18 protein-coding genes are annotated in these 24,486 nt (G+C 72.2%); 8 read left to right on the top strand and 10 right to left on the bottom strand.

Annotated features, from left to right (window positions below):
* Window positions 1–16: 16 nt before the first annotated feature.
* The 8 genes from ACIRB7_RS31270 to ACIRB7_RS31235 form a co-directional block, all read right to left on the bottom strand.
* Window positions 17–226 (bottom strand): Trm112 family protein, encoded by a 210-nt coding sequence (locus ACIRB7_RS31270; RefSeq protein ID WP_403605410.1) that lies wholly within the window; start codon window positions 224–226, stop codon window positions 17–19.
* Window positions 223–1,128 (bottom strand): DMT family transporter, encoded by a 906-nt coding sequence (locus tag ACIRB7_RS31265; RefSeq protein WP_403605407.1) that lies wholly within the window; start codon window positions 1,126–1,128, stop codon window positions 223–225. The genes ACIRB7_RS31270 and ACIRB7_RS31265 overlap by 4 nt, the downstream gene beginning before the upstream one ends.
* A 3-nt stretch (window positions 1,129–1,131) precedes the next feature.
* Entirely contained in the window at window positions 1,132–1,980 is an 849-nt protein-coding gene (locus tag ACIRB7_RS31260) for a class I SAM-dependent methyltransferase (protein WP_403605404.1), read from the bottom strand.
* Window positions 1,977–3,350, bottom strand: coding sequence for a condensation protein (locus tag ACIRB7_RS31255; protein WP_403605401.1), 1,374 nt, complete (start codon window positions 3,348–3,350; stop codon window positions 1,977–1,979). The genes ACIRB7_RS31260 and ACIRB7_RS31255 overlap by 4 nt, the downstream gene beginning before the upstream one ends.
* Before the next feature lie 125 nt (window positions 3,351–3,475).
* Complete coding sequence (locus tag ACIRB7_RS31250) at window positions 3,476–7,786, bottom strand: alpha-(1->3)-arabinofuranosyltransferase family protein (protein ID WP_403605398.1); 4,311 nt, start codon at window positions 7,784–7,786, stop codon at window positions 3,476–3,478.
* 22 nt (window positions 7,787–7,808) lie between these two features.
* Window positions 7,809–8,558 (bottom strand): class I SAM-dependent methyltransferase, encoded by a 750-nt coding sequence (locus ACIRB7_RS31245; protein WP_403605395.1) that lies wholly within the window; start codon window positions 8,556–8,558, stop codon window positions 7,809–7,811.
* The gene (locus tag ACIRB7_RS31240; RefSeq protein WP_403605392.1) at window positions 8,551–9,777 is read right to left on the bottom strand and encodes a glycosyltransferase family 4 protein; all 1,227 of its coding nucleotides are present in this window, start codon (window positions 9,775–9,777) and stop codon (window positions 8,551–8,553) included. The genes ACIRB7_RS31245 and ACIRB7_RS31240 overlap by 8 nt, the downstream gene beginning before the upstream one ends.
* A 306-nt stretch (window positions 9,778–10,083) precedes the next feature.
* Window positions 10,084–11,040 carry a DUF3068 domain-containing protein gene (locus tag ACIRB7_RS31235; protein ID WP_403605389.1) on the bottom strand — a complete coding sequence of 319 codons (957 nt, stop codon included), beginning with the start codon at window positions 11,038–11,040 and terminating at the stop codon, window positions 10,084–10,086.
* 242 nt (window positions 11,041–11,282) lie between these two features.
* On the opposite strand from ACIRB7_RS31235, the gene ACIRB7_RS31230 reads away from it, so the two are divergent.
* The 6 genes from ACIRB7_RS31230 (at window position 11,283) to ACIRB7_RS31205 (ending at window position 19,079) form a co-directional block, all read left to right on the top strand.
* On the top strand, window positions 11,283–11,465 hold the full coding sequence (locus ACIRB7_RS31230; protein ID WP_351215827.1) for a hypothetical protein: 183 nt from the start codon (window positions 11,283–11,285) through the stop codon (window positions 11,463–11,465).
* An 8-nt stretch (window positions 11,466–11,473) separates the two neighbouring features.
* Window positions 11,474–12,739 (top strand): PucR family transcriptional regulator, encoded by a 1,266-nt coding sequence (locus tag ACIRB7_RS31225; protein ID WP_403605386.1) that lies wholly within the window; start codon window positions 11,474–11,476, stop codon window positions 12,737–12,739.
* Window positions 12,740–12,899: 160 nt separating this feature from the next.
* Window positions 12,900–13,886 carry an ATP-binding cassette domain-containing protein gene (locus ACIRB7_RS31220; RefSeq protein WP_403605383.1) on the top strand — a complete coding sequence of 329 codons (987 nt, stop codon included), beginning with the start codon at window positions 12,900–12,902 and terminating at the stop codon, window positions 13,884–13,886.
* Window positions 13,883–14,686 carry an ABC transporter permease gene (locus ACIRB7_RS31215; RefSeq protein ID WP_403605380.1) on the top strand — a complete coding sequence of 268 codons (804 nt, stop codon included), beginning with the start codon at window positions 13,883–13,885 and terminating at the stop codon, window positions 14,684–14,686. The genes ACIRB7_RS31220 and ACIRB7_RS31215 overlap by 4 nt, the downstream gene beginning before the upstream one ends.
* Window positions 14,687–15,017: 331 nt before the next feature.
* Window positions 15,018–15,737, top strand: a complete 720-nt coding sequence (locus ACIRB7_RS31210; protein ID WP_403605377.1) for a winged helix-turn-helix domain-containing protein — start codon at window positions 15,018–15,020, stop codon at window positions 15,735–15,737.
* Between the two features lie 51 nt (window positions 15,738–15,788).
* Window positions 15,789–19,079 carry an AfsR/SARP family transcriptional regulator gene (locus ACIRB7_RS31205; protein ID WP_403605374.1) on the top strand — a complete coding sequence of 1,097 codons (3,291 nt, stop codon included), beginning with the start codon at window positions 15,789–15,791 and terminating at the stop codon, window positions 19,077–19,079.
* Between the two features lie 102 nt (window positions 19,080–19,181).
* Here ACIRB7_RS31205 and ACIRB7_RS31200 read toward each other — a convergent pair whose 3' ends face one another.
* The gene (locus ACIRB7_RS31200) at window positions 19,182–19,826 is read right to left on the bottom strand and encodes a response regulator (RefSeq protein ID WP_403605371.1); all 645 of its coding nucleotides are present in this window, start codon (window positions 19,824–19,826) and stop codon (window positions 19,182–19,184) included.
* The gene (locus tag ACIRB7_RS31195) at window positions 19,814–20,731 is read right to left on the bottom strand and encodes a histidine kinase (RefSeq protein ID WP_403605368.1); all 918 of its coding nucleotides are present in this window, start codon (window positions 20,729–20,731) and stop codon (window positions 19,814–19,816) included. The genes ACIRB7_RS31200 and ACIRB7_RS31195 overlap by 13 nt, the downstream gene beginning before the upstream one ends.
* 425 nt (window positions 20,732–21,156) lie before the next feature.
* Here ACIRB7_RS31195 and ACIRB7_RS31190 point away from each other — a divergent pair, with 425 nt between their 5' ends.
* Both ACIRB7_RS31190 and ACIRB7_RS31185 read left to right on the top strand, forming a co-directional pair.
* Entirely contained in the window at window positions 21,157–21,918 is a 762-nt protein-coding gene (locus tag ACIRB7_RS31190; RefSeq protein WP_403605365.1) for an ABC transporter ATP-binding protein, read from the top strand.
* Window positions 21,919–21,920: 2 nt separating this feature from the next.
* On the top strand, window positions 21,921–24,461 hold the full coding sequence (locus ACIRB7_RS31185) for an FtsX-like permease family protein (protein ID WP_403605362.1): 2,541 nt from the start codon (window positions 21,921–21,923) through the stop codon (window positions 24,459–24,461).
* Window positions 24,462–24,486 lie beyond the last annotated feature (25 nt).

Below are 24,486 nucleotides of genomic sequence, written 5' to 3'. Positions count from 1 at the left end.
TCTGCCGTCCGTCTCGTCACGTCATCGGCTCTTCACTCCGCGACGCAGGACCCTCCGCGACCGCGGGCACACCCGAGGAGGGCAGGAGTTGCGGGATGCCGTCGACGATCGGGTAACGGCGGTGCAGGCGCGGGTTGTAGAGGGCGCCCCCTGCCTCGTCGAGGAGCAACGGGCCCTTGTCGAGCGGGCAGGCGAGGATCTTCAGCAGCGGGCTGTCTGGCTTCATGATCGGGTTCCTTCGGAGGTGGGGGTGTTCGCTTCGTGTCGCGGCAGGGTGAGCAGGACCGTCAGTGCGAGCACGGTGCCGCCGAGACGCAGTAACAGCCGCAGCGGGTCCTCGGGCAGCGGCTCGTCGAACGCGATCGTGCCGCTCACGATGGAGAACACACAGCTCACCGTCGAGCACACCGGGACGATCAGCGACGCACGGCAGCGCTGCAGGGCGGTCTGCGACAGCACAAGGCCGCTGACCCCTGTCAGCAGCAGAAGGTACGGGTACGGCGAGGCGAGCAGTCCGGGCACGGAGCCCAGGAGGTCCGAGGTGTCCAGATGCCCGGAGACGCCCTTGATGGCGAGCGAGCTGACGCCGTAGATCAGGCCGACCGCGACGGCGTAGGCCACTCCCGTGGTCGGCTGCCGATGGCGTCGCCCGGCGCGCCGCTCGGCGGCGGCGTAGAGCACGAGACCGGCCACGAGGGTCGGCAGGCACAGTGCGAGCAGGATGCCCGTGGGAGCGGTACGGCTGATCTCCTCGCTGGTCTCGTACAGCGAGGCCACCACCATCACGAGCGCCAGGCCGATGACCGCCACCGCGCGCCGCTCGCGGCCGGAGGGGCGCTCGCCGAGCACCACCGACGAGAGCACGAGCAGGAGGACGAGACCGGACAGGAACAGGCCTTGGGCGGCGGCGATCGGCAGGGTGCGGTAGACCGCCAGCTGCGCGGCGAACCCCAGGGCAAGGGCCACGGCCCCGCAGATCCACAGCGGTCGGCCGGCCAGCAGGAGGAGGGCCTGGCCCGGCCGTGCGGCACTCAGCGGCGGCATGCCGGCCAGCGCCCGCTTCTCCAGGACGAAGCCGGTGCTGTACAGGACGTTCGCCAACAGTGCGGCGGCCACACCCCACACCACGGGCTACACCCTTCTCGCATGCACGAGGAGGATGGAGGCGAGCGACGGTACCCCGCAAGCCAGCCGGTCCAACGGACGGAGCGGGCGCGGGACTCCGTGGAACGGCGCACCCGCGACCTTCACCACCTCGAACCCGGAAGCCGCCACGAACTCGCGGAGCGCACGCGCCGTGTACAGCCGCAGGTGGCCCACGACCTCGCTGCCCGGTCTGCCGTGGATACCGCGCAGACTCACCTCGGAGAACACCGGCTGGACTCCGGCGAGCAACAGCGCGCGGTTGTACCAGGCGGCGAGGTTCGGCGTCGAGAGCATGAGATGTCCGCCGGGTCGCAGGACCCTGCGCAGTTCGTCGAGAGCGCTGTCGGGGTCGACGAGGTGCTCGACGACCTCGCTGAACAGCACGGCGTCGGCGCTGCCGGAGGCGAACGGCAGCCCGCTGCCGGTCAGCTCGCCGCGGACGACCTGGCTCAGGCGCGGCGCCGCCCGGCGCAGGGCGTCCTGCGACCAGTCGATCCCCACGATGCGGTGCCCGTCGAGTACGCGGGCGGCGATCGCGCCCGCCGAGCCGTCCCCGCAGCCCACGTCGAGCACGGTCGCGGCCGGGCGGCCGGGCCCGACGGGGCCCAGCGCGTCGGCCAGCATCCGGGCCTGCCGCAGGGTCCGGGCCTCCCCGGAGGCGACGGGAACGGTGGGGTTCTCGTAGAAGTCCCGCAGCCCGGGGACGCGTACGCCCGGCGAAGTCACCGGCGCCTCGGGCGACTTGCCGGTTTCTGCCGAGCCGGTTCCTGCCGAGCCGGATTCTGCACCGGTTTCCGCACCGGTTTCTGCCGAGCCGGTGGCTGAGCGGGTCATGACGGCCTCTTGGGGTTGTCCGGGTTGTTCTGGTTGTTCCGGTTGCTCTGGGTGTTCTGGGTGTTCTGGGTGTTCTGGGCGTCCTGAGCGGAGTGGGATCCAGTCGCCGAGGCGTCCCCGGCCGGGGTGAGAGACGTCGTCGACAGCGACTCCGCGAACACGTCCGCCAGTTCCGCCCCGGCCGCGTCACCGAGCAGCGCCCGCGACCAGCGCAGCGTCACATGCAGTCGCCCGCCGGTGGACGCCGCCGCCACGCTCAGCCCGCGCGGCATCCGCGCCGGTGCGGAGAACCACACGGCCGTCGCCCGGCCGGCGTCGCCGAAGTCCAGCGCGTACGGCACGCGTCCGATGTTGGTGACCAGCACCGTCGACGTCCGGGACGCCGCCGCCCGCCGTGCAGCACGGGTGAGCACGCCCCGGACACCGACCGGCAGCAGCGGTGCGGTCAGCAGGTTCGCCCCGGCGCCCATGGGGGCGCCCTGGGCCGACTTCAGCGCGCGGGTGCGCCGGGCGGTGGTGCGCAGCAGCCGGGCCACGGCCTCCGGGTCCGGCCGCTCACGGAGCAGCAGCTCCGTGTCGCGCGGGCCGTCGGGGGTCATGGCCACCTCGACGAGCCGGGTCCCGTTGCCCATCGGCATCTCCGTGCCGCGCGGACGGTCGTCCACGGGCATCGTGATCCGTACCGGACCGGCCGGCCGGCCTCGCGAGGCGTTCCAGCGGCCTACCGTCAGGGACGCGGCGACAAGGAGTTGGTCGTTGACGGTCCAGGACGGGAGGTCTCCGTCCCGCGCCGCACGGCTCGGAACGGGCAGGTCCGCCTGCACCATGCCGTTGCCCACGGCGCGGGCGCGTACCGGCCCGGGGCGGGAGTCCGGCGCGACCCGTACGGGTCGCGTCCGTAGGGTGCGGCCGGTCCCGCTCGGAGCCGGACCCGGGCGCCCTGGCCGTACCCGCTCGGGTACGGGGAGGGCCGCCGTGCCGCCGTACTGTTCGGCGGTCGTGGCGAGCACCCGCAGCCCCGACCCGGCGTCGAGGGCCGTGTGATGCATCGTCAGCAGCAGCACGGTCCCGGCCCCTTCCCCGGTTTCCCCGTCCACCTCCACGACTTCCAGGCGCATCGGCGGCGACAGGGCGAGCGAGGGGCATTGCGCCAGGGCGCGGGCCCGAGCCCGCGCCAGGGCCTCGGGTCCGCACCCGACGAAGGTCACCGGATCGCTGTCCGGTCGCCCGGTCAGCTCCCACGCGAAGGACCGCCGGTGCCGACGCCCGGGTACTTCCCGTGCCAGCACCCGGGGGTGGGCCAGGAGCGCCCGCCGGAACGCGGCCCGGAGCCGTACCGGGTCCAGCCGCCCGGGCAGATGGACCTCCATGTGTACGCTCTCCGGCTCGTCGTCACTGAGGCAGTGCCGTGACACCTCGTCGACGGTCGGAAAGGGAATCCGGACCGCGCCGGGAGGGGTGGAGGTACCCCTCCCGACGGCGGTCCACGGCTCGGTCACGAAGGGCCACCGCTCTCCGGCCGCCAGAGGGGCTGCTCGGGCCGGTGCCCGTCGCCGGTGCTGCGCGGCCTGGCCGTGACCACCGGTCCGGCCTCCGGCGCGGCGGAACCGTCGTCGCCTTCTCGTCCGCCGCCGCCTTCACCCCCGTCGTCGCCCCCGCGCCCGGCGGCCGCGGCCGTCGGCCTCACCGCCGTCACCAGGGCGGCGGACAGGGCCACCAGCGTGAGCACCTGCGCCAGACCGCTGAACGCGCCTTCCCCGTCGGCGACCGGCTCCCCGGCGCCGAGGGCCGCGACGAGCCCGGCGCCGGCCATCGCCGCCGCCGCTGTCGGCACCAGCACGCCCGGCCGGAACCGCGCCGCCACGGCGAGTACGGGCACGATCAGGGCCCACGGCCCCGCCGCCACCGCGACGACCGCGGTCAGCGCGAGCGTTCCGAGCAGCATCCCCGGGGCCGCCGGTTCGGGCAGCTTCTCGTCGGCGGTGCCACCGTCGTCGCGACGGCGGCCCAGGAAGGCCAGGGCGGCCAGTACGACCAGCGCGAACGCGCCGCCGATCAGGGCCGCTCGGTACGAACCGGAGGGCTCGAACTCCATGGTCACCGTGCCGGACGCCCCGGCCGGGATCACCCAGGCCTGCTGCCAGCCGTCGAGGCGCACCGACTCGAGCTCCGTGCCGTCGAGGGTGGCCGTCCAGCCGTCGTTGGCGTTCTCGTAGGTCCGCAGGTAGGCGGCCTCGGCGGCGCCCGCCGACACCGAGACGGTCCGGCTGTCGTCGGCCCACCTGGTGACGGTGGCCTCACGCCCCGCCGCTCCCTCCAGTGCCCGCGGGGTGCCGCGGGTCAGGGTGACGTCGGTGATCGTCAGCGGGCCGGCGTCGTCCGCCTCCACCTCGTGGTCGCCGGACGGAAGCTCCAGGGTGCCGTCCTCCTCCTCGCCCGCGCACAGGGTGACGGTGACGGGGCGCCGCTCCGTGAGGTCCCGGACGAGTCCGGAGGCCTTCGTCTTGTGCAGGACACCGCCCACGGCGAGGTCGGGGCCCTCGCCGCACGGCAGGGAGAAGCGCGCGGACGGCTTCGGCCGCGGCACTCGCAGATCGGCCAGGGCGGGGACGTGTACCTCGCTCAGCCCGACAGGGAGCTGCACCTGCGCGTTCGCCACCGGGTTGTGGACGGTGAGCGGCGCGACCCTGGTGATGGTGATGTCGAGCCGGTTCGTCTCGATCTCCGGGAACCGGACCCGCCCGTTCTCGTCCACGTCGGCCACCGCGGCACCGTGCGGGGAGCTGATCATCACCTGCTCGGGCCGGGTGGACACCCCGCCCGCCGGCGCGAGGATGACCTCGTCGATCTTCTTCATCCCGGGCCAGCTCAGGTGGACGGCCGGCCGGTCGCCCGCGATCCAGGCGGTCGTCAGATCACCGTCGACCAGGTTGCGGGCGCCGAGCGACGTGCCGTTGCGGCTGGTGGAGTCCACGGCGGCCGTCAGCCGGTTCTTCGATCCGGGGGCCGTACGGTCGAGCAGTTCGTCCAGCGCGCCGCCGGGCACGGCGACGGCCCGCGCCGACACCTGGTACTCGCCCGACTCCTTGGTGCTGAACTGCCGGTGCAGTCCCACCTCGGCCGACGCGGGCGACAGGCCGCCCGCGTCCGTACCGCGGTGCAGGGAGTACACGGTCGCCGCCGCGTCGGTCTGCTCCGCGTCGGCGGGCAGCACCAGCATGCGCGTCACCTGCACGCCCGGGATCGACACCTCGGAGAATCCGGCCCCGGAGAGGCTCGGGCGCGCCTGCTGCGCGGCGAGGACGGTGATCTTCATCCAGGAGGCCTCGCCGGCGGGAGCCTTGACGGTCTGCGGCAGGCCGTTCGTCTGCAGGGGGCTGTCGGCCGAACCACGGTCGGTCTCGATCCGCACCTGCGTGGGAGCCGCGCGCATGGCGTCGCCCGGCAGGGGCGTCAGCTGGAGCGAGGCCGGGATGTCGGTCGGCCGGGAGAAGGCCACCCGGAGCCACTGTCCGACCGGCTTGCCCAGGGTGCCCTCGGCCCACGCGGTGTCCGGGTTGCCGTCGAAGGCGTTCACCGGGTCGTGCTGCGGCAGGTGGAACAGCCAGTTGCCGCTGCTGGAGGCCGTCACGGACTCGGCGCCGCGCAGCACCGCCGTCGTCTGGTGTTCGGTGCCCTCCGACGGCAGGATCTGCTTGGGCTCCTCGCCCGGGTTCTGCATGCTGCCGGAGTGGTTCCGCTCGTCCGCGGTGTAGGTGTACGAAGTGTTGTTGTTGACGAGGCCGAACCGGGTGTCGGCTCGGCGCAGCCCGTCCGCGACCGCCTTCACCGGTGCGAGGACGCCCTTGGGAAGCCTGTCCCCGGCCAGTACGGCCGGTCGCCCGGCCATCGAGGGATCGGCGGACAGCTGGAGCAGCGCCTCGGGTCCGCCGCTGACCACGGCCGTGTCGGCCACGGCGGAGACACCGACCCTGCCGGGCCGCCCGCCCTGGTCCTGCGGCTGGTAGATCTCCACGGCCTGGAGCCGGGCGTAGAGCCCCTGCACCTGGAGCGGGGTGTCGGCGGCGATGCGTCCACCGGTCATCAGCGGGCCGAACCCGGTGACCTTGCGGTAGCCGGACGACTCCAGGGTCCGCTTCACCGTCTGCGGCGGGACGTAGCCGATCTGGTCGGGGTCGAGGTCGTTGCGTACGACGACCTCGTGCATGCCGGCCCGTGCGAGGTACTCGCGAAGGCCCGGAACCTCGGCGCCGGACAGCAGCGCCTGCTCGACGGCGTCCGTCATACGGCGTGCTCCGGGAGTGCCGAAGGGGACGAAGTCCCGCTGCGCCCAAGGGGTCTCGGCCAGCACGTCGAAGGGCTGGTCGATCGGGGAACCCCAGGTGTAGATGCCGTGCGCGGTCGCCGGGACGACGAGTGCCCGGCTGTCGGGGGCGTTGTCCTTGAGCCAGCCGGCGGCCTTCTCCCAGTGGGTGGGCAGCTTGGTGAACGCCCCGGGCTGGAGGATCGAGCCGTTGACGTACGGGAGCGCGAGACCGGGCAGTACGAGGACCGCCGCGGTCGCGGGCACCCAGCGGCGGCCGTGGAAGGCGCGGAGGGCGCGCGAACCTCTGTTCGCGGACAGCACGGCTGTCAGATGGGTCAGTCCGAGGACGAGCGCGAGGGCAAGTCCCGGCTGGAACTTGTAGATGTTGCGGAACGGCTTCAGCGGCCCGTTCAGCCAGTCCTGGACGGCGCCGTGGAACGGTCCGCCGAAGGCTCCGCCGTATCCGGCGAGCGCGATCAGGACGACGGCGAGGACGGTCAGCAGCAGCCAGCGGCGCTCCGGCAGGTCCCGCCGGGCCAGGCCGGCCAGGCCGAGGGCCGCGGCGAACGCCGAACCGAGCACGGCGATGACGGAGGTCGCGACGGTCCAGCCGGCCGGCAGCCACGCCTCCCCGAAGTTCAGATAGGCCACCCAGTTGCCGGCGCCGCGCAGCAGCTCGGTCGCGGACATGGTGGCGGTGGTGGTGTCGGCCTGCTCGACGTACGGCATGAAGTTCTCGCCGTACATACCGAGCAGGAGCAGCGGCACCACCCACCACACGGTGGCGAGGACGACGCCCGGTATCCACCAGGCCAGCAGCGCGCGCCGGCGCCGGCCGGGCGGGCGGCTGAGGAGGTACAGGCCGACGGGCAGCAGCGCGGCCAGCGTCGAGGCGGCGTTCACGCCCCCCATGAAGGGGATCAGCAGGGCCGAGCGGGCGGCGGCCTTCCGGGGGCTCAGCTCGGCGGAGGTCAGCGGCAGCAGCACCCAGGGCAGCAGGGCGCCGGGCAGCGCGGCGGCGGAGGTCGATCCGATGACGATCGTGAAGGTGGGCCACAGGGCGTAGACCAGGGCGCCGAGGACGCGGGACGCGGGCGTGCCCACGCGCAGCCGCTCGGCGAGCCTGAGCGCGCCCCAGAAGGCGGCGGTCACGATGACCGAGAGCCAGAGCCGTTCGGCCAGCCAGACCGGCACCTGCACCAGGTCCATGAGCGCGTAGTAGGGAAGTGCGGGGAAGGCGTAGCCGACGTACTGGTTGGCTATGCCGCCGAGGCCGACGTTCCCGTTCCACAGCGAACCGAGATCGCCGAGGAAGCGCCAGGGGTCGAGGGCGACGCCGAGTTTGGTCTCGAACGTCATCCTGCCGGGTGACACGGCGATGAACGCCACCAGCACGACGGCCCAGAAGCCGAACAGCAGGCGTCGTCCGCGCGGCTCGCCGGACGCGTCCGGCGGCGTCGGCTGCGGCACCCGGGTGGGTGCCTGGACCGTAGTGGTCATGACCGTTCCTCGCTTCGCATGCTCATGGGCTTCGTCTGAGAATCAGCAGCAGATTCCAGGTGGCGATCTCGCGGAGTCCCGGCACCCGGGTGATCGTGCTCGCGAGGAAAGGCCAGTAACGAGACCGCGCTGTCACGACCTGCACGTCGTCGCGACCGCGGACGTGCCGCAGGGTGGGACCGATGTGGACGGGGAAGAGGTTCTCGCCGAGCGTGTGCTTGGCCGCGTGGCCGGTGCGCCGTTCGTAGCGCGCGCGGGCTCGGTCGGCACCGAGGTAGTGCCACGGCGCGGTCTCGTGGCCTCCCCAGGGCGAGAACCAGTTGGTGAACGACAGGTAGATCAGTCCGCCGGGGCGGGTGACCCGTACCATCTCGCTGATGAACGTCTGCGGGTCGGACACGTGCTCGAGCACGTTGGACGAGAAGCACACGTCCGCGGCGCCGTCGGCGAGCGGCAGCAGGTATCCGTCGGCGAGGACCGCGTCCTCGGTGGTACGACCGCGGGCACCGAGCTCCCGCGGGTCGGGCTCGAAGAGGTAGCTCTGCGCGCCACGGCGGCGGAACTCCTCGGTGAAGTGACCGCTGCCGCCGCCGACATCGACGACGATCTTGCCGGTCAGGTCGACATGACGTGCCACCTGTGCGACCGAGTCACGGGCCAGCAGGGTGTAGCACCGCTCGGGATCGCGGGGTTCGCGCATGAACGCCCGGAAGAGGGCGGCCGATCGTCTCAGCGACGGATCCTTGAACCCACGGTCCGTGGTCTCAGCCATGGCCGCTCCCGCGGCGTCCCGGGATCGCGGCGCGTGCCACGGCCTCGGCGGCGACCGCCTGGAACTGACGGACCGTCGCGCTCCAGCGGAAGTGCTGGGCGCGCTGGGCGGCGGCCTGCCCCATGGCCGCGCGCCGCTCGGTGCTGAGGGACAGGGTGCACCACGCGGCGGCGAACGAACTCTCACCCCGGGCGAGCACCCCCGTCTCCCCGTCCTCGATGGAGTCGCGCAGGCCGGGTATGTCGAAGCCGATCGCGGGGGTGGCCCGCGCGGCGGCCTCGGTGACGACAAGGCCCCAGCCCTCGACGAGGGAGGGGTGCAGCAGCAGCCACGCCTCGCACATCAGGCGGTGCTTCTCGGCCTCCGACACCCGGCCGGCGAACGTCACGCCGGGGCCGGCCATGGCTTCGAGCCGCTCCCGTTCGGGGCCGTCACCCACGATGACGAGTCGGCCACCGGTGACGGGACGCACCCGCTCCCACAGCCGTAGGAGCAGGTCGATGCGCTTGTACTCGACCAGCCGGCCGACGGCCAGGAACAGCGGTTCCTTCGCCTCGGGCAGTAGGGGGCCGGGTTCTTCGACGCCGTTGTTGACGATCCGGATGCGGTCCGCCGCCACGCCGATGTCGCGCAGCTCGGAGGCGGTCGACTCGGAGACGGCCACCATCAGGTTGTCCCGGTGGATGCCGGTCAGGGCCCAGTGCTCCAGCCTGCGTCCGAGCCGTGCCGCCGGGCCCGGGTAGCGCATCTGCCAGAGATCCGTGTGCACATGGTTGACCAGGCACAACGTCGCTCCGCGGTGCCACAGCGGGGCAAGGTACGGCATGCCGTTGCACACCTCGACCAGCAGGTCGCAGGTGCCGACCTCGCGGGCGAAGGTCGCCTTGGCGCGCGGGAAGTGACTCGCGTCGCCTCCCGCGGAGACCACCCGGTAGCCGCGGGAGGCGGCCGGGCCGCCGCACACGAGCGTGACCTCGTGGCCGTCGGTGGTCAGACCGTCGGCTATCCGGTCGATGAGCAGTTCTGAGCCGCCGGCGGCCTGGTTGGCCAGGTCGCGACGGGCGAGGAAGGTGATCCGACGCGGCGCGGGCGCTCCGAAGGACGCGACGTGCGTCTCGGGGGTGAGCGGGTCGGTGGCGTGGCCGGTGGTGCGGGCTTGCACGGGGACGGAACGGGAGTCCTTCTGGCCCGGGGCCAGAGCGGACGAGCGCTGGGGCATAGAGGTGCTCCAACTCGGCGGCTGCGGGGTGGAAAACGCATGAGGGTGTGCCGGGCTTCCGGGGATGAAGCGCTGGGCTGTCAGGTACTGCGGGTGGTGGGGCACTGCGGGTGAGCGGGCACTACGGCTGAGCGGGCACTACGGGTGAGCGGACACTGCGCCCGCGGTGGCGGGCTGCCGGGGACGGCAGCCGACGCAGAAGGAAACGTTTGTCTTACCGCGGGGTAACATCAGTGTTCGTTCAAGGATTCGTTCCGGCTACTCACGCCTATGACAATTTCGGGACTTCTGGCGACCCCGTTTCACTCACTCAGTTGAGTGTTCGGCCCGCCGGGAGCCGCGGATCAGCAGTACGGCACCGGCCACGGCGAGCAGACCGCCCACGAGGCCGCCCACGACGGGCGCGGTCTCACCGAGCAGCTTCAGCCGGCTGCTGTCCGCGGAGGCCAGCTCGGCCTGCTCACGCCGGGTATCCGCCGTGAACTCCAGCCCCTCGCTGGCCAGCAGCGTGACCGCGTCCTTCGGTGAACCCGGGGCCCGCAGCGTCTTCTTGGGCGCGATCAGCGCGTTCGTGATCCGTCCCGTGCGCCGGTCCACGGTCAGCTCGATCCTCGCGTTGGAGTACCACTCCTCCGCCAGCACCTGGCCCGGCTTCGAGCTGCCCACCAGCACGCCGGGCACGAGCCGGGTACCGGTCTGGGTGGCCTCGACGCTGCCGGCGAAGCGGTAGTTCTCGCGCCCGTCGGCCCTGATGACCTCCTGGAACTCCAGCGGCACGGTGGCGCCCAGCGTGCTGTCCCACCAGGAGTAGGCGCGCTTCTCCACGTCGAACGGGAACTTCAGATAGGCCTCGCCCTCGAACGCGGGCTTCTCCTCGCAGCAGCGCACCGGCAGGTTCGTCCGGCGGTCGGTCACCCAGCGCTCGGTGGTCCACTGCAGGGACTTCCGCGGGTCGCCCAGGGCGAGCGTCTTCGGCGAGTCGATCTGCGTGGACACGTCCCAGATGGCGTTTCCGCTGCGCTCACCGGCCGCGACGTCTCCCAGCACCCGGCGGGTGATCGTGATCGTCTGGCCTTCCACCGTGGAGACGGACCCGGTGTCGAAGTAGCTGCCCGGACCGGTGAAGACCGTCGTGGAGTTCACGTCGGTCGGTGTGCGTTTGGCACGTGGCTCCACGTACCAGGTCAGCAGCTGGGTGAAGACCAGCAGGAAGACTCCGACACCCAGCAGGATCAGGGACGACGGCGATATGGAACGACGCATGCGGGTACTCCGATACGGGCGCGACGTGCGGGGGCTCGTGGGCCGTGTGGGAAGGGGGCACACACACGGGGTGCAGCCTGTCCGGGGCGATGGAAGATGGATACCCGGCAGTAACAGTGACTGTGGACCGCGAAATTAGGCGGCCCTTGACCATCTGTCAATGCGCCTCCCATACTGGCCGCGCCGGACCGGGCCGGCGCGCTGGGTGACAGACCTCGACGAACGAGAGGCCGATCATCCTCATGCCCAGACTGCTCGCCGCCTTCCTGACCTGCGCCGCCTCCGCCCTCCTGGCCACAGGCGCCGCCTACGGAATCGTCACCGCTCTCGACGCCACACCCGAGCAGCAGAATGTGCCGCTCGTCACGTTCCCCGAACCGCCCGCGGACGGCACGTCCAGCACGGCGGGCTCCGGCGCGGGCTAGGTTGGAACATGCAGCCCACAGCTCGAACGCGTAGGGACCCGACACCCAGGAGCGGTGCGGTGGAAGCGTCGTCAGCGTGGCACGACGTGCCACGAGAACGGATCCAGCAGTTCGCCGACCGTGCCCTGGAGCAGGTCCCCGAACTGGCACAGGACATCCTCGCCGCGATCCGGCGGGAGTATCCGGGTCTGGTGCTGCTCCCCGACGAGTCCGGAGAGCCGAAGGCCCTGGTGGCGATCCGGCACGCGCTGGAGCTCTTCGTGGAACAGATGGCCACGGGCTCGGCCCGCCCGCGCACCCTCCCGGAGCTGTTCCGGGACTTCGGGCGCGGCGAGGTCTCGCAGGGGCGCAGCCTCGACTCCCTGCAGGGGATCTACCGTCTGGGCGTGCGCCTCTCCTGGCGGCGTATGGCGGAGATCGGCCAGCAGGCCGACATCCCGCCCTCGGCCATGTACGAACTCGCCGAGTCCGCGTTCGAGTACCTCGACGTCATGGTGGCCCAGTCGGTACGCGGCTACGCCGAGGCCGTCGCCCGCCAGGCCGGGGAACGGCTGCGGCTGCAACGGCTCCTCGTCGACCTCCTGCTCACCGAGCACCGCACGGATCCGTCCGCCCTGATCGCCGACCGCGCGGCCGGCCTGGGCTGGCAGCTGCCCGGGAAGGTGGCGGTGGCGGTGCTGCTCCGGCCCGCCCAGGAGGCCGTCGCTCCCGCCGTGGGGGACGAGATGCTGCTCGACATGGAGGGCGCGCAGCCGCGTCTGGTCGTACCGGACCCGGACGCCCCCGGACGCGCGGAGTTGCTGCACCGGGCGGTGGCCGGCTGGTCCGGGGCGATCGGCCCGTCGGTTCCCCTGACGGAGGCCGCCACGTCACTGCGCTGGGCCGAGGCCGCCGTCCGGATGATCGAGCAGGGTCTGCTGCCCCGGGGACGGGTCCTGCACTGCGGCGAGCACGTCGAGGCCCTGGTGCTGCTGCCCGCGAGTGAGCTGATCGACGATCTCGCGCGGCGACGCCTTGCGCGGCTTGACGAGGCCGGCGGACCGGCGCACGCCCAGCGGCTCGCCGAGACCCTGCTCGCCTGGCTGGAGACACGGGGTGGTGCCCCCGAGGTGGCCGCCCGGCTCGGAGTCCACCCGCAGACCGTGCGCTACCGGTTGAGACAGCTCCGTGAGCTGTGGGGCGACGACCTGGACGACCCGGACCGCCGCTTCGAACTGGAACTGGCGCTGCGCACCCGTCGGTTGCGCGGAGATCTCGGCCCACCGCCCGACTGACCCGGGGCGGCGCAGCCGTACCGCACGACACCTCGCGCGGTACGGCGTCGGCACGCCTCCGTCACCACGGTCCCCGGCCGGGCCCCGAACCTCTGTCAGCGGGTTGTGGGCCCGTTGTCAGAGCGTTCCTGGACGATCCCCTGGAGACCAGGGAGGCTCCATGACACTCGCAATCCAGGCCGAAGGTCTGGTGAAACGGTACGGATCGCACACGGCGCTCGCCGGAGTGGATCTGGCCGTACCCGCCGGGACGATTCTCGGCGTACTCGGCCCCAACGGCGCGGGCAAGACGACGGCCGTACGCATCCTCTCCACCCTGCTGCGGCCCGACGGTGGCCGGGCCACCGTCGCCGGATACGACGTGCTGCGCCAGCCGGTCGCGGTTCGTCGCCGGATCGGCCTGACCGGTCAGTACGCTTCGGTCGACGAGGAACTCACCGGCTTCGAGAACCTCGCTCTGGTCGGCCGGCTGCTCGAACTGCCGAGGGCGGACGCGCGGGCGCGCGCCACGGAGCTGCTCGAGCGGTTCTCGCTCACCGATGCCGGCGGGCGCCCGGTCAAGACGTACTCGGGCGGGATGCGCCGCCGGGTCGACCTGGCCACCAGCCTGGTCGGCCGGCCGGAGGTGCTCTATCTGGACGAGCCGACCACAGGCCTGGACCCGCGCAGTCGCAACGAGGTCTGGGACGTCGTTCAGGGGTTGGCCGACGACGGCGTGTCCGTCCTGCTCACCACCCAGTACCTGGAGGAGGCGGACCGCCTCGCGGACCGGATCACGGTCATCGACCAGGGCCGTGTGGTCGCGGAGGGCCGGGCCGACGAGCTGAAGAAGCGCACCGGTGGCCAGACGCTCCAGGTACGGCCCGCCGACCCCCGGGACGTGCCGGAGGTGGTACGGATACTCGGCCTGCTCACCGAAGCCGCCCCCACCGCCGACACCGACACCGGCCTGATCACCACCCTGGCCGACGACACCGTCCTGCTGTCCGCGCTGGTGCGGCGGCTGGACGACGCGGGCATCGCGGTGGACGAGCTCGCGCTGCGGCTGCCGAGCCTTGACGAGGTCTTCCTCTCCCTCACCGGCAAGCCCGCCACGGAGAACACGGGCGCCGCCGTCGTACCGACCACCGAGCGGAGTGCGGTATGAGTGCCATGGTCGAGCCGGCCGTCGACGTGCGGATAGGGCTGGTGCGCGGGCTCGGGCACAGCCTCACCCTGGCCGCCCGGAGCATCCGCTCCGTCCTGCGCTCCCCGGCCACCCTGGTGGACACGATCATCCAGCCGGTGCTCTTCCTCGTGGTGTTCGCGCTGCTGTTCGGCGGCGAGATCGCGGGCGACTGGCAGTCGTACCTCCAGCCGCTGGTACCCGGCCTGATGGTGCAGATCATCCTCTACGCCAGCGTGGGCACCGGGCTCGCGCTGAACACGGACGTCGTCAAGGGAGTGTTCGACCGCTTCCGCAGCCTGCCCATCGCGCGCTCCGCGCCGCTCGTCGGTGCCGTCCTGGGCGATGTGGTGCGCTACGCCCTCGCGTTGGTCGTCCTGCTCGCGCTGGCCTTCGCAATGGGCTTCCGGGTCAGGACCGGCCCGGTCGAGGTCGTACTCGCGATGCTTCTGTCGATCGGTTTCGGCCTTACTTTGTGCTGGCTGTCCGTGCTGATCGGCATGGCCGCGCAAAGCCCGCAGGCGGTTCCCGGCATCGCCATGGCGCTGGTGCTCCCGCTGACGTTCGGCAGCAACATCTTCGCTTCGCCTGAGACCATGCCCGGCTGGCTGCAGTGGTGGGTCGGCGTCAACCCGGTCAGCCACTTCGTGGACTCCACCCGGGCCCTGATGCTGGGCGGGGACGCCTCAGGGCCGATTATGGCCAGTCTGATCTGGATGGCCGTCCTCTTTACCGTACTGTTCCCGCTGGCCGTACGGGCGTACGCCCGCCGGACGAGATGAGTCGGTCGCGGACGGGCAAGTCGGCCGTCGGACACAGGCCAGGAGGACAAGCGTGCTGACCGTGCACTTCACTCACGAGGACATCGCCAGAACCCATATGTCACCCAGGGTCCGCCACCGGGCAGAGACGCTGTTCGCCCTCGGTCATCTGGAACGCTCCGCGCAGCGGAACAGGGGCGTGGGTGGCTGGGTCTCGCACGCACGAGCCTGGGTCGCGGCCAGACCGTCCCGCCGACCCCGCCTTCAGCACGCGCTGAGACACAGAGGCGAACTGCTGCCGTTCCTCTTAACCCAGCCCGCTCCGGACCGGGACACGGCGGTTCCGGAGGACATGCGGCAGGCGCTGGCGGCGCTGGCCGACTTCCAGAAGGCGTGCATCACGCCATATCACACGAGCATCCAGGAGATGCTCGACGAGACCCGTCACTGCTACTCGGACATGGTCGCGCAGCTCGGCCTGGCGGCGACGCTCGAACGACTGCAGTACAACACCAAATGGGAGGCCGACACCCTGACCGTCGACGACGGCATGGACCGCGAGGTCTTCCTCGACGGCCGGGGTCTGGAGCTGGTGCCCTCGGTGTTCCTCAGCGGTACCCCGCGGCTGCACACCTTCCGGGACCGGACAGCGGGGCGCACCGCGGCCGAGCGTGCGGCCGTCCGGCCCGTGCGCGTCCTGGTGTTCCCGGTCTGCCCGCACGGTCTGGCCTCCACCGCACTGGTGAAGGAGACCCAGCGGACCGCCAAGCCGCTGCCTCAGCTGCTCGGCCGGACCCGGGCGGCGGTACTGGAACGGCTCACCGAGCCGCAGTCGACCAGTGAACTCAGCAGCGCACTGCGCATCTCGGCGACCACGGCCAGCGAGCACGCCTCGGTGCTGCGCAGCTCCGGACTGGTCTCCACGACCCGGAACGGCGGCAGCGTGCGTCACGAGGTGACCGCACTCGGCGCGCTGATGCTGAACTCCCCCACGGATCCCGCCCGTACGTGGTGCAGCGACTGCGCGGACCGGCGTGCCGTGGGCACCGAAGCCAGGGAGCAGGTCGCGTGACAAGATGATCGCCGAGAGTAGTCGAGAAGGTGGGGCGAGAGAGTAGCGACCGTGCGCCTACTGCTTCTGGGTCCGCTCGAACTGCGGGACCGTGACCAGCGACCGATACCGCCGGGTGGCCGCCGGGTCGGCCTGCTCATCGCCCGGCTCGCACTCAACCCCGCCGAACTCGTCCCCACCAGCACTCTCATCGCCGATCTGTGGGAGGACGAACCGCCGGCCGCCGGCGGGATCAACGCACTGCACCGGCTGGTCTCCCGCGCCCGCCGCGCACTTCAGCAGGCCGGGCACGGCGACGCGGGGGTGGTCTCCGGGCCCGGTGGCTACACCTTGGCCGTCGAGCCCGCGGACGTGGACGCGAACCATTTCGAGCGGCTCGCCGCGCAGGGCCGTCGGCTGCTGCGCGCGCGTGCACCCGAGCAGGCCGCCCCCGTGCTCCAGGAGGCCCTGTCGCTGTGGCGCGGGGCGGCCCTGCCCGAGTACACCGACACCAGGTTCGCCAGCCGCACCGCCGCCCGGCTGGAGCAGCTGCGGCTCGCCGCGGTCGAGGACCACATCGAGGCGCGGATCGCTCTGAACGCTGCCCCCGAACTCCTCTCGGAATTGTATGAACTGACGTCACGTCATCCGTTGCGGGAGCGCGGCGCCGGGCTCCTCATGCGGGCCTTGCAGCTCTCGGGCAGTCCGGCCGAGGCACTCACCGCGTACGAGCGGCTGCGGGCCGCACTCGCCGACGAACTCGGCGCCGTACCGTCGGCCGAGCTGCGGCGCATCCATGCCGAGGCGCTGGCCGACGGCGCCCGGCAAGGCTCGGACGAGGCATCCGGCGGCAGACTCACCGGCGTACGGTCGCGGAGCACGGCCCCCGGCGGGGCGGCCCCGCCGGCCGCACCGCCGACCGGTGCGCCGTCGGCGGGAATCCCGGGACTGCCCAGCCCCATCACCCGCTTCGTCGGCCGGGACGACGAACTGCGGCAGGTGGCGGCCTCCCTGCGCGGCTCCCGGCTGGTCACGCTGTACGGGCCGGGCGGCGTCGGCAAGACACGGCTCGCCACCGAGTTCGCCTCGCGCACCCGCACGGACGTCGCCGACCTGGTGTACCTGGTCGAACTCGTCGGGCTCGGCGGTGGCGAGGACCTCGCCGACACCGTCGCGCGGGCCCTCGGTCTCCCCGGCACCCCCTTGCTGGAGCAATCCCAGTCCGGCCGCAGCCGGTTCGACCAGCTCACGGCGTTCCTGTCGGTCCGGCGCGTACTGCTGGTGCTCGACAACTGCGAGCACCTGATCACCGAGGTCTCCCGGTTCGCCGCCATGGTGCTGGCCGCCTGCCCGGGGCTGCTGCTCCTCGCCACCAGCCGCGAGCCACTGATGATCACCGGAGAGGCGCTGTGCCGGGTCGGCCCGCTGCGTCTTCCCTCCTCGGAGGCCGTGGCCGCACGCTCCACCGCGGTGCAGCTCTTCTGCGACCGGGCCGCGCTGGCACGGCCCGGCTTCACCCTCACACCGGCCAACACGGCCCAGGTGGTGGAGATCTGCCGCACACTCGACGGACTCCCGCTCGCGATCGAACTCGCCGCCGCCCGGCTGCGCTCGATGTCCGTCCAGCAGATCACCGAACGGCTCGACGACCGCTTCCGGCTGCTGACGGCCGGCAACCGCACCTTCACGGCGCGGCACCGGACCCTGCGCGCCACCATGGACTGGAGCTGGGAGCTGCTCACCGGGCCCGAACGCGCCCTGGCCCGGCGGCTTTCCGCGGCCGGCAACGCCGTGACTCAGGATGTGGCCACGGCCCTCGGCGCCGGTGCGGGCCTGACCGAGGACGACGTGCCCTACGTCCTGTCGTCGCTCGTCGACAAGTCCCTGCTGCACCTGTGGGAGACCGAGGGCGGTGAGATGCGCTACCGCATGCCCGAGACCGCCCGCGCGTACTGTGCGGAGCGCCTCGCCGATTCCGGTGAGCGCGAGTCGGCCGAGGCCGCCTGCACCCGGCACTTCGTCGAGCTCGCGGAACGCGCCGCCGAGGAACTGCGCGGCGCGGGCCAGCCACGCTGGATCGCCCGGCTCGACGCCGACCACGACAACGTGCTGCTTGCCCTGCGCCGGGCCGTGGACGGCGAGGAGATCGACACCGCGGTCCGGCTGGGCCTCGCGCTGTCCTGGTACTGGGTCATGCGAGGCCGCTATGCCGAGGCCAACACCTGGTGCGGCGAACTGCTGCGGTTCGGGGCGCGCGTACCGGAGAGAGCCGCGGCCGTGTTCACCATGCTGCGGCTGCTGCTGCCCGCTCCGGCCGCCCAGGAGCGGGACGGCGGGAACCTCGACCGGGACGTCGCCGAGGCGGCCCGGCGCGCCCGCGACTGCGACGCCATGAGCGAGCATCCCCTGCTGGCCCTGTTGGAACCCAAGTGCTGGCTGATGGCGGGCGAGCACGAGGAGATGGAGCGCAGCGCCCGGCGGGCCTGCGCCCATCAGGACGCCTGGGCGCGGGCCTCCGGCCGTGCGGCCCTCGGCTTCGCGGCGGAGACCACGGGCGACAGCGGAGCGGGTGAACGGCATCTGCGGGCCGCGCTCGAGTCGCTCCGCGAGCTCGGCGACCAGTGGTCCACGGCCCAGCTCACCTGCACGCTGTCCCGGTTCACCTCGCTGCGCGGGGACACCGCGGGTGCGCTGGCGCTGCTGCACGAGGCGCGGTCCGCGATCGAGGCGGTCGGCTCGGCCGACGACATCGCACAGATCCGGATCCGGCTCGGCATCGAGCAGTTGCGTTCCGGGGAGCACGAAGCGGCGGAGGTGAGCTTCCACCACGCGGTGCACGGTCCCCGGCGCACCATGCCCGAGTACGAGGTGCTGGTGGCGGCCGGCCTGGCGGAGCTGGCCACCCGGCGCGGCCAGCCGTCGATCGCGTCCGAGCGGCTCGAACGGGCGCTGCGGCTGCTCGACGACGCGGTCTTCGACAAGGAGTTCCTGCGCATCGAGGTGCTGCGGCGCAGCGCCGCGCTGGAACTGTCGCGGGGCTCGGAGGGCGTCGCCGCGGCCCGGTCGGCGGCGGCGGAGGCCTTGCGGCTGGCGGCGCCGCTCAACGACATGTGGGTGCTCGCGACGGTCGCGGAGCTGCTGGCGACGGTCGCCCTCCACGAGGGCCGGCCGCTACGGTCCGCGCAGTTGCTCGGCACCGCGACGGCGCTGCGGGGCCTCGAGGATCTGGGCAGTCCCGAGGTGCGGGCGCTGAGTGCGGAGCTGACCGCGCGTCTGGGCGCGGGGGAGTTTCGCCGCCGGTGCGCGGAGGGCGAGCGTCTGTGTCGCGACGCGGCCGTACGCGAACTCGCGTCCGGGGCCTGAGGCCGTACGCCGACGCGCGTCCGCGGCCGCACAGCTTGGTCACGCCCGCCCACGGCCGCGGGTTCGCGAGCGGCCCCCGCCCCCTGCTACCGACTCGGACGGCTACCGGTTCAGAAAGGCCAGGACAGCCAGGACCCTGCGGTGGCCGGTTCCCGAGGCGGGGAGACCGAGCTTGGTGAAGATGTTCTTGATGTGCTTGCTCACGGCCGGCACCGACAGTTCGAGGAGTTCACAGATGCGCCCGTTGTCGTGTCCCTCGGCCATGAGGCCGAGGACCTCCCGCTCGCGCGGTGTGAGCAGTGCGAGCGGGTCCTGGGCGCGGCGCCGGCCGAGGAGCTGGGAGATCACCTCGGGGTCCATGACGGTGCCGCCCGCGCGGACGCGGTGGACCGCTGCCATGAATTCGGCGACGTTCCCCACCCGGTCCTTCAGCAGATAGCCGATTCCGCTCGCGTCGTCGCCGAGGAGTTCCGTCGCGTAGTTGTCCTCCACGTGCGCGGACAGGACGAGGACCGGGAATCCTGGTCGTTCGCGGCGCAGTTCGGCCGCGGCCCGCAGGCCTTCGTCGCGATAGGTCGGGGGCAGACGTACATCGAGCACCACCACGTCGGGCGTCAAGGCCGTGACGAGCGCGGACAGTTCCTCGGCTCGGTCCACCGTGCCGACGACGGTGATTCCTTCCGTCACCAGCAGTAGTTCGAGCCCGGCCCTCAGCAGGGCGTCGTCCTCGACGATCAGCACGCGCACGGCAGTTCCACCCGAATGGTCGTGGGCCCGCCCGGTGGGCTGGACACCTCGGTCGTTCCGTCGAAGGCCGCGACCCGGCCCCGGATGCCGGCGAGTCCGCTGCCCCGGGTCTCGTCGACGCCACCCTGACCGTCGTCGGTCACGGTGACGTACAAGGTCTGCCCCTCGGTTCTCACGCCCACACGGATCCCGGAGGCTCCACTGTGCTTGACGGCGTTGGTGAGCGCCTCGGCGACGACATGGTACGCGGCCACCTCCACCGCCGCGGGCGCGCGGGTCAGCGTGCCGACCTCCAGCTCGCACGGCAGCGGACAGCGCAGGGCGAGTGCCGAGACCGCACCCGCCAGGCCGCGGTCGGCGAGCACGGGCGGGTAGATGCTGCGTACGACGTTCCTCAACTCCGCGAGCGCCTCCTCGGCCGCGGACTGGGTCACCCCGATCAGCTCGCGGGCCTTCACCGGGTCGCTGTCCATGAGGCGTTCGAGGATGCCCAGGTGTAGGCGCACGGCGACGAGTCGGTTCTGGGTGGAGTCGTGCAGGGCGCGTTCGATGCGGCGCAGTTCCGCGGCGTGCGCCTCCAGGGCCTCCGCCCGGGACGTGGTGACCTCGGCGAGCCGGTGGGCGAGCCGCGCCCTTCCGCCGGCGGTCAGCCGGCGGACCCTGACCCGGGCGTGCAGCAGTGCCGCCGGCGGAGCGAGGCAGACGAGGACGGCCAGGTGCGGGACCGCCGCCACGGGGGTGAGGAGGGCCGTGGGCCAGTCGCGTACCTGGAAGAAGGCGGGGGTGAGGACGATGTGCGGCGGGAGTGCCCACCACCACAGCGGGACGGTGAGGGCCACGGCGGCACTGAGCGTCGGCACGAGGACGCAGATTCCCGCGAGGAGACCGGTCAGAGCGTTGACCACGGACCGGCCGACCGCGCGCCGTACCCGGGCCAATTCCTCCGTGGGCTCCGGCTCCGGACCTTCGGGGACCGAAATGTTTCTTCTGGTGAAGACCGAGATGCTGGCGTCCAGATCTTTGGCGCGATTTCTACTGGCCTGTTCCAGTAGCTCGGACACGAAATCGGCGCGCAATCCCACCGCGGAAATCAGAATCGCGAAGACGAGGAAGGGGAGCGTGGCCCAGGAGACTGCGGCCGAAGCCGCCGCGGCGACCAGATACCGCACCTCCGGCAGGGCGGCACGAACCTTTTTCCGCAGCACGGAGCCGCTTCCCGGCCCCTCGGGTATACCTGCGTACACCCCGTCACGTGCAGTCAGATATGCATTGTCCGGCTTCCTGGCCTCGTGATAACTTCCCGGCGTCATTCTGAGCGGGGGTTCCTCTTGTGTCCGGTGGTTCGACGAATTTCAGCGCGCCCGGCGCGCCTGCACTGGTCTTGCGCGACGTAACCAAAAATTATGGCCGGGGAGGGAATGCGGTGCAAGCTCTTCGTGGCATTTCCGTAGACCTTGCCCGCGGCAGCTTCACTGCGGTAATGGGCCCGTCGGGTTCCGGCAAGAGCACATTCCTGCACTGTGCCGCCGGTCTCGACCGTCCCAGCGGCGGCGAAGTCTGGCTCGGCGGTGTCCCGCTGTCCGGCATGCGCGAGGCCGGGCTGACCCGGCTGCGGCGGGACCGGGTCGGGTTCGTCTTCCAGGCGTACAACCTGCTGCCCTCACTGAGCGTGAAGGACAACATCACCATGCCTCTGCGGCTCAGCGGTGCCTCCCTGGACCGCGGCTGGCTGGAGGAGGTCTCCGGCCGCGTCGGCCTCACCGAACGGCTGCGCCACCGTCCGTCCGAACTGTCCGGCGGCCAGCAGCAGCGGGTGGCGATCGCCCGCGCGCTGATCAGCCGGCCAGACGTCGTCATGGCCGACGAGCCGACCGGCGCCCTGGACTCCCAGACCGGGCAGGACGTACTGCGGCTCTTCCAGGAGTTGGTCCACGACCTGGGTCAGACCGTGCTGATGGTCACCCATGACCCGGTGGCCGCCTCGTACGCGCACAGCGTGCTCTTCCTGGCCGACGGCAGGCTCGTCGAGCGGATGGACTCCCCCACAGCGGAGAGCGTCGCCGAGCGCATGGCGCACCTCGGGGGCCGGTGACCGTGCTCGAGATCGCGTGGAAGACGCTGCGCGCCCGAAAGGCGGCGTTCCTCGGTGCCTTCGTGGCGCTCTTCTGCGGGACGGCGGTGCTCGCCGCGTCCGGCATCCTCGTCGAGTCGGGGCTGCGGACGTCCGTACGGCCCGAACGCTACGCCGGCGCGGCGGTGATGGTCGGCGGCGACCAGACCCTTCGCGTGCCAGGCGGCGACTTCACCGTCCGCGAGACCCTGCCCGAGCGCGCCCGGTTGAAGCGGGACGTCCTGCGCGCGGTGGCGGGCGTTCCGGAAGTGCGGCGCGCCGTCGGCGACTACAGCTTCGCCGCCGCCCTTCCCGGTGCGGACATCGAGCCGCTGTACGGGCACGGCTGGGACGCCGCGGCCCTCGGTCCGTTTCGGCTCACCGAGGGCCGTGCGCCCGCGTCCGACGACGAGGTCGTGCTGGACCTCGCCGCCGCACGGGCCGCCGGCGCGCGCGTCGGAGGCCGGGTCCGTGTCGTCGTCGAGTCCGTGCCCGCCGAGTACCGGATCTCCGGCCTCGCCGCGCCGCCCGGTGACGCCGGACTCGCGCGCCGGAGCGCGGCGTTCTTCACCCCCGGCACCGCGGCCCGACTGTCCGGCCATCCCGGTGTGTTCGACGCCGTCGGCGTGCTCGCCGCGGACGGCGCCGACGCCGACGCGCTGGCCGACCGCATCGAGACGGCGGTCCCCGGAGCCGTCGCCTACACCGGCGACGACCGGAGCAGGCTGGAGTTCCCCGACATCGGCTCCGCCGGCGGACTGCTGCTCCTGGTCGCCGCCTCCTTCGGCGGCATGGCGGCGTTCGTCGCGATGTTCGTCGTCGCGGGCACCCTCGGGCTGACCGTCAACCAGCGGCGCCGGGAGTTCGCGGTGCTGCGCGCCATCGGCTCCACCCCGCGACAGGTCTACAAGCTGGTCCTGTCCGAGGCGCTGCTGGTCGCGGTCGTCGCCGGTGTCCTGGGCTGCGCTCCCGGCGTGGCCGTCGCGGAACTGCTGCGCGGCCTGTTCGCCGGTTTCGGCGCGATCCCCGACGATCTCCCCCTTGTCGTGGGCCCCGCGCCGATGGTGGCGGCGCTGCTCCTCGGCGTCGCCACCGCCCTCGTGGCCGCACTGATCGCCGCACGCCGCCCCGCGCGCATCAATCCGGTCGACGCGTTCGGCGAGGCGGCCGTGGAACGAAGCGGCCTGCCCGTCTGGCGGGTCCTGCTCGGTCTCGCCCTCCTCGGGATCGCCACCCTCTCGGCATTGATGCCGCTCGTGATGCGCAGCGAGCTGGGCGCCGCCGGGGCGGGCAGCGCGGCGCTGATGGGTCTCGTCGGACTGTCCCTGCTGGGCCCGCTGGTGGTGCGCGCCCTGGTCGGCCTGCTCGGGCTGCCGCTGCGGGCGAGCCGCGTCAGCGGCTTCCTCGCCGCCTCCAACAGCACCACGTCGGCGCGGCGAATGAGTTCCGCGGTCATGCCGCTGGTGCTCGCCATCGGTTTCAGCGTGACCCTCGTCTACACCCAGACCACCCTGTCCGCGGTGGCGGGCCGCCAGGTCGAGGCGGGCCTGGGCGCCGACTACGTGGTGGGCGACGGCGGTTCGGGCGGTCTGTCCCCACAGGTCGTCGACCGGGTCCGCGAGGTGGAGGACGTGGAGGTGGCCACCACAGTGTCCACATCCAAGGCGTTCATGACGATCACCGTGTTCGAGGACACGGAGCTCGCCGGGTTCTCGCTGCGCGGCGTCACCCCCGAGAGGCTCTCCCGGACCATCGACCTCGGGGTCGTCGACGGCGACATCGCGCACCTTCGCGGCAGGACCCTGGCCATGGAAGACACCCAGGCCACCCTGCTCGGCGCCTCGGTCGGCGAGCAGGTCGAGCTGTACCTCGGCGACGGCAGCCGGACCCTGCTGAAGCTGGTGGCCACGTACGAACGCGGCATGGGCTTCGGGGAGATGACCGTCCCGCAGGACGTCCTGACCGGTCACACCACGGCTCGCGCCCCCGGGCAGCTGCTGGTGCGGGTGCGGGACGGCGGCGACCACGCGGCCGTCGGCGAGGCGCTGCGCACGCTGGCCGGGACATACCCGTCCCTGTCCGTGAAGGACCGGGACGGCTTCTCCGCCGGAGTGCGCCAGGAGGCCACCCTCGCCGCCTGGATCAACCTCACGGGCCTGGCGCTGATCCTGCTCTACATCGCCATCGCCGTCGTCAACACCCTGGTCGTGGCCACCGCGGCACGTTCCCGCGAGTTCGCCCTGATGCGGCTGATCGGCATGACCCACCGCCAGGTGATCCGCACCCTGCGCTGGGAGTCGTTGCTGATGTGCACCCTCGCCGTGCTGCTCGGCACCGCGATGACCGTGCTGCCGCTCGGGGCGCTGAGCATCGCTTTCCTGGGCGGTCCGGTGCCCGCCGGGTCTCCGCTGATCTATGTGTCGGTGATCGCAGCCACGGTGGTGCTCGGCATGGCGGCGACGATGGTCCCGGTGCGGCTGGCCCTGCGGACCAGGCCGGTGGAGGCCATCGGCGTCCGGGAATAGCGTCACGGGGCACGCGAAAGGGGCG

The organism is Streptomyces sp. NPDC093795, assembly GCF_044764665.1.
Classification (GTDB): Bacteria; Actinomycetota; Actinomycetes; order Streptomycetales; family Streptomycetaceae; genus Streptomyces.
The sequence above is the reverse complement of the archived record's forward strand: the minus strand, read 5'-3'. Positions and strand labels throughout refer to the sequence as shown.